General features: G+C 61.9%; 6 protein-coding genes. 2 read left to right on the top strand and 4 right to left on the bottom strand.

Going from position 1 to position 3,707, the window contains the following annotated elements; translation table 11 throughout:
• A partial coding sequence (locus tag AC1DR1_RS22935; protein ID WP_476993433.1) for a CGNR zinc finger domain-containing protein occupies positions 1 to 247 on the top strand: 247 nt, incomplete at its 5' end.
• Positions 248 to 315: 68 nt separating this feature from the next.
• Here AC1DR1_RS22935 and AC1DR1_RS22930 read toward each other — a convergent pair.
• The 4 genes from AC1DR1_RS22930 to AC1DR1_RS22915 form a co-directional block, all read right to left on the bottom strand.
• On the bottom strand, positions 316 to 1,353 hold the full coding sequence (locus AC1DR1_RS22930; protein WP_476993432.1) for a nitronate monooxygenase: 1,038 nt from the start codon (positions 1,351 to 1,353) through the stop codon (positions 316 to 318).
• A 16-nt stretch (positions 1,354 to 1,369) separates the two neighbouring features.
• Positions 1,370 to 1,603 (bottom strand): tautomerase family protein, encoded by a 234-nt coding sequence (locus AC1DR1_RS22925; protein WP_476993431.1) that lies wholly within the window; start codon positions 1,601 to 1,603, stop codon positions 1,370 to 1,372.
• Positions 1,604 to 1,638: 35 nt separating this feature from the next.
• Positions 1,639 to 2,349 carry an SDR family NAD(P)-dependent oxidoreductase gene (locus AC1DR1_RS22920; protein ID WP_476993430.1) on the bottom strand — a complete coding sequence of 237 codons (711 nt, stop codon included), beginning with the start codon at positions 2,347 to 2,349 and terminating at the stop codon, positions 1,639 to 1,641.
• A gap of 121 nt (positions 2,350 to 2,470) precedes the next feature.
• Positions 2,471 to 3,178, bottom strand: coding sequence for a type 1 glutamine amidotransferase domain-containing protein (locus tag AC1DR1_RS22915; RefSeq protein ID WP_364744222.1), 708 nt, complete (start codon positions 3,176 to 3,178; stop codon positions 2,471 to 2,473).
• Between the two features lie 239 nt (positions 3,179 to 3,417).
• On the opposite strand from AC1DR1_RS22915, the gene AC1DR1_RS22910 reads away from it, so the two are divergent.
• Positions 3,418 to 3,707 (top strand): ABATE domain-containing protein (locus AC1DR1_RS22910; RefSeq protein ID WP_476993429.1); only part of this gene is annotated, 290 nt, incomplete at its 3' end.

The following is a 3,707-nucleotide window of genomic DNA, read 5'->3' as shown; positions in this document are numbered from 1 at the left end:
GACGGAAGCGACCCCAATAGAGGCGCTGTCAACTGTGGCACGGCATGCCATCGAGGTCCTCAGCGGACCCGACGTGCCGCTGCTCAAGGAGTGCGCGAACCACGAGTGCACCCGGGTCTACATCGATCGGTCCCGGGGAGCGCGCCGGGAGTGGTGCGCCATGGACCCCTGCGGCAACAAGATGAAAGCTGCCGCCTACCGTGCCCGCAAAAGAGAAGAGAGGCTCGTCCCTGCCGCCGGCAAATAGCCGCTGCGCCTCAGCGGAGGAAGCACTGAAGCTAAGGCATTGACGCGAAGGGATCCCGCTTCCTGCGCTCAGGTGGTGAGCCGGGCAAGGATGGATCGGGCTGGACCGACGATGGAGCGGTCAAATCCGGTGCCCGCCCAGAGGTTAATACGGTGGGGATCACCTGCCCCGGCTGCGGCGACCCGCAGCGGACGGGTTAGGTGATGAATTTCCGGATATCCGAAGGGCGCCTCGAGGTCGTGCTGCCTCATGAAGTCGTTATACAGACCCCGCGCATACCTCCCGGAGAAGGCCTTCGTGACGGCTGTCGTCGGGAATTCATCGGAGGACAGGGCCGCCCGGTGCACCGCTCCGGTCCCCGCTTCGTCTGCCCTCAGGAACGCAGTGCCGGCCTGGACTGCCACCGCACCCCGCGAAATCGCAGCCCGCGTATCTGCCCCCGTGACAATGCCGCCTGCTGCAATCAACGGGATCTCCAGGTCGGACAAGTCATTGAGCAGCACGTGCAGGGGTGTGGTCCCTGCCGGCCCGGCTGCATCGAACGTACCCCTGTGCCCACCAGCGTCGGGCCCCTGGACGCAGAGCACGTCTGCCCCTGCGGCTATCGCCAGCTTCGCTTCGGCGCGCGAGGTGACCGTCACTGTCACTGATGCCCCTCGTTCCTGCAGCGCGGTGACGACACCCGCCTCCGGCACGTCGAAGGTAAAAGAAACGACGGCGGGGGCAAGTTCGTAGAGGACGTCGAGTTTGTTTTGCCAATCGTCATCATCGTGTCTGGGATCGCCGAGGTCGACGTGAAGGCGGGATGCGTCGCCGGCGAGGGAGAGTGCGTATTGCTGTAAGACGTCCGGCCGTATTGTCGAGGGCTGGGGGACGAAGAGATTGACGCCGAATGGGGCGTCGGTGAGTTCCCTGACAGCGTTGATCTCGGCGCCCATACTGCTCGCTGTTTTGTATCCCGCGGCCAGGAACCCCAGTCCTCCCGCGGAGCTCACGGCGGCCGCAAGCTGTGGAGTAGACGGGCCGCCCGCCATCGGGGCTTGGATGACAGGCAGTGGCAGGGCGGCGATATCGAAGCGGGATTGATTCCTCGTGGACGTGTTCATGATGCCGGCCCCTTCGTTACGCTGCGTCGCGCAGAGTCCGCCGGTATTCGAGCGCTGGCAGCCCGCCCCATCCCCAGTTGTCGGTGTCCACTTCATTGATCACGACATACGTGGAGGCGAGGGGTTTATTAAGGACGTCAAGCAGCACCTGGCTGACGCCCCTGATGATGGCGGCCTTTTCGGCGGCGGTGGCGGCTGTCGCAGCCGGAATCGATCCTTCTTTTGTGATGTCAATGGTGACAATAGGCATGACAGATTAGTCCGTTCTTCAGTAGAGGTATGTGGTCATCGTCCGGCGTGCTGGCCGCCGTCGACGTGAAGGATTTCACCGGTAACAAACTCGGCTTCTTCAAGGAAGACGACGGCATGGACAATCTCGTCTATGTCCCCCAGGCGGCCCATAGGATGCAGTCCCGCAAGCTGCGCGTGTGTTTCTACCGGGTGCATCGGGGACTTGATGACGCCCGGAGACACGGAGTTGACCCGGATCCCACGGCTTGCGTATTCGGTGGCGAGGGACTTTGTGGCCGAATTCAGTCCGCCCTTTGTCAGCGCGGCGAGCATCGCCGGCACGTCTGCGCTCGGCTGGTCGGCCAGAGTGGTGGTGATGTTGATGATATGCCCGGATCCCGCCGCCTCCATGATGGCGACCGCCCTTTGGCTGACATGGAAGAACCCGGCGAGATTGACCGCTACGAGCTGGTCGAACTCGGAGGCACTGTACGCGGTGAAGGGCTTGGACAAGAACTGACCGGCATTGTTGATGACCGTGTCTACGCGGCCGAAGCGCTTCATGGCTGTCTCGAAAATCCGATCCGCGGTCTGAGGGTCGGCAATGTCACCCCGGACGACCTGGACTCTTGGGTCATCGACGGGCTCGATGGTTCGTGCGGAAGCAACGATGTTGTAGTCCCGCTTCAAAAACTCCTGGACAAGGCCAGCACCGATTCCCTGTGAGGCTCCAGTGATAACGACTGTTTTCCTGCTTTGACTCATAATGTGGCTCCAGTGATGGCGACTATTTTCTTGCTTTTGCTCATGATGTCTCCGGGGAGAGGTGTTGGTGGCGGCGCTGGCAGCTGCAGGTGCAGTGCCAGCGCCGGTGCGTGAGGAAAGATCAGGCCCGGGCGGCCAGATCGAGGACCGCCTTAGCTGCTTCCTCGGCCGATGCGGGATTCTGTCCGGTCACCAGATTGCCGTCCACGACGACGTACGAACCCCAGGCAGGGCCGGATTCGAAGATGGCGCCGTACTCGCGTAGGCGGGATTCAAGAAGCCAGGGTGCCTTGTCAGCGAAGCCAGCCTGGGCTTCTTCCTCATCCAGAAACGCAGTCAGGCGCCGGCCCTTGAACAGCCACTGCCCGTCGCGGGTTGCTGTGCTGAAGCTGGCGGGCCCGTGGCACAGAGAGGCGACAACCTTGGTGGGGTCATCGAGGGTTGCCTCGAAAATCCGTGCGATATCGGCATTGGTCGAGAGATCCTGCATGGGACCATGTCCGCCGGGGACGAAGACGATGTCGTACTCGCTGGGATCGACCTCCTCCAGAGCGACGGCGGCGGCCAGGTTCTCCTTGGAGTCGGCGAGGTAAGCGCGGAACTCCTCTACCTTCTGCTTGTCGCTGCCGTTCATCTCTAGTGCCAGGCTGAGCTCGTCCGCAACCGGAGTGACGCCCCCGGGCGTGGCGATGGTGACGTCCAGGCCCGCCTGCCGGAACATGCGGTCAGGAACCACGAACTCTTCCGCCCAGAAGCCGGTCGGATGCTTCGAGCCGTCCTTCAACTCCCAGATGGTAGCTCCGGAAATGACCATAAGGACCTTTTTCATTTTGCTTTTCCAATCAATAGATAAACGGTGAATTAAATAACTGCGATGCGCCAATTCGAATAGACACGCGGCCTGCTTGTTTGGTGGAGGGGCGTCCGCGGTTTCGTTACGCGGACCGTTAACAATTTACTGAGGGCCGGTACGACCGTCACTCGTTCTCCACAACCTTCGGAACCGTTACCGGTTAAGCAGGTGACGCAATCGTTGCACTGAATGCCGTCACCTGTCAAACTGGTGACATGAAACATTCATTCGTCTGCGGCAATCCGGCCCTCGACTTCGCCGCAACGGTGCGCTCACGGCTCGGGACACCGCTGGAGATGTTCTCGTCGCCTGAGAGCCTGGACGCCTGGTTCCGTGAATCGGGCATTATCGACGGGGACACCCAATTTCAACCGGCCGACCTTGAGCAGGCCATCGTGATCCGGGAGGCCATCTACTCCCTCGTTCACACCAAAATAGCCGGGGATGACTACGACGGCGACGCCCTCTCCATCGTGAACGACGCCGCCCGCACACCGCCGCCGGC

Source organism: Arthrobacter sp. P4_F10 (assembly GCF_056401435.1).
Note: the sequence above shows the minus strand (reverse complement) of the source record. Positions and strands in the feature narration are given on the sequence as shown.

Excerpts from the sequence above, each read along its gene's own strand:
- AC1DR1_RS22930 (WP_476993432.1), bottom strand. The coding sequence starts at position 1,353 with ATGAACACGTCCACGAGGAATCAATCCCGCTTCGATATCGCCGCCCTG.
- AC1DR1_RS22925 (WP_476993431.1), bottom strand. The coding sequence starts at position 1,603 with ATGCCTATTGTCACCATTGACATCACAAAAGAAGGATCGATTCCGGCT.
- AC1DR1_RS22920 (WP_476993430.1), bottom strand. The coding sequence starts at position 2,349 with ATGAGTCAAAGCAGGAAAACAGTCGTTATCACTGGAGCCTCACAGGGA.
- AC1DR1_RS22915 (WP_364744222.1), bottom strand. The coding sequence starts at position 3,178 with ATGAAAAAGGTCCTTATGGTCATTTCCGGAGCTACCATCTGGGAGTTG.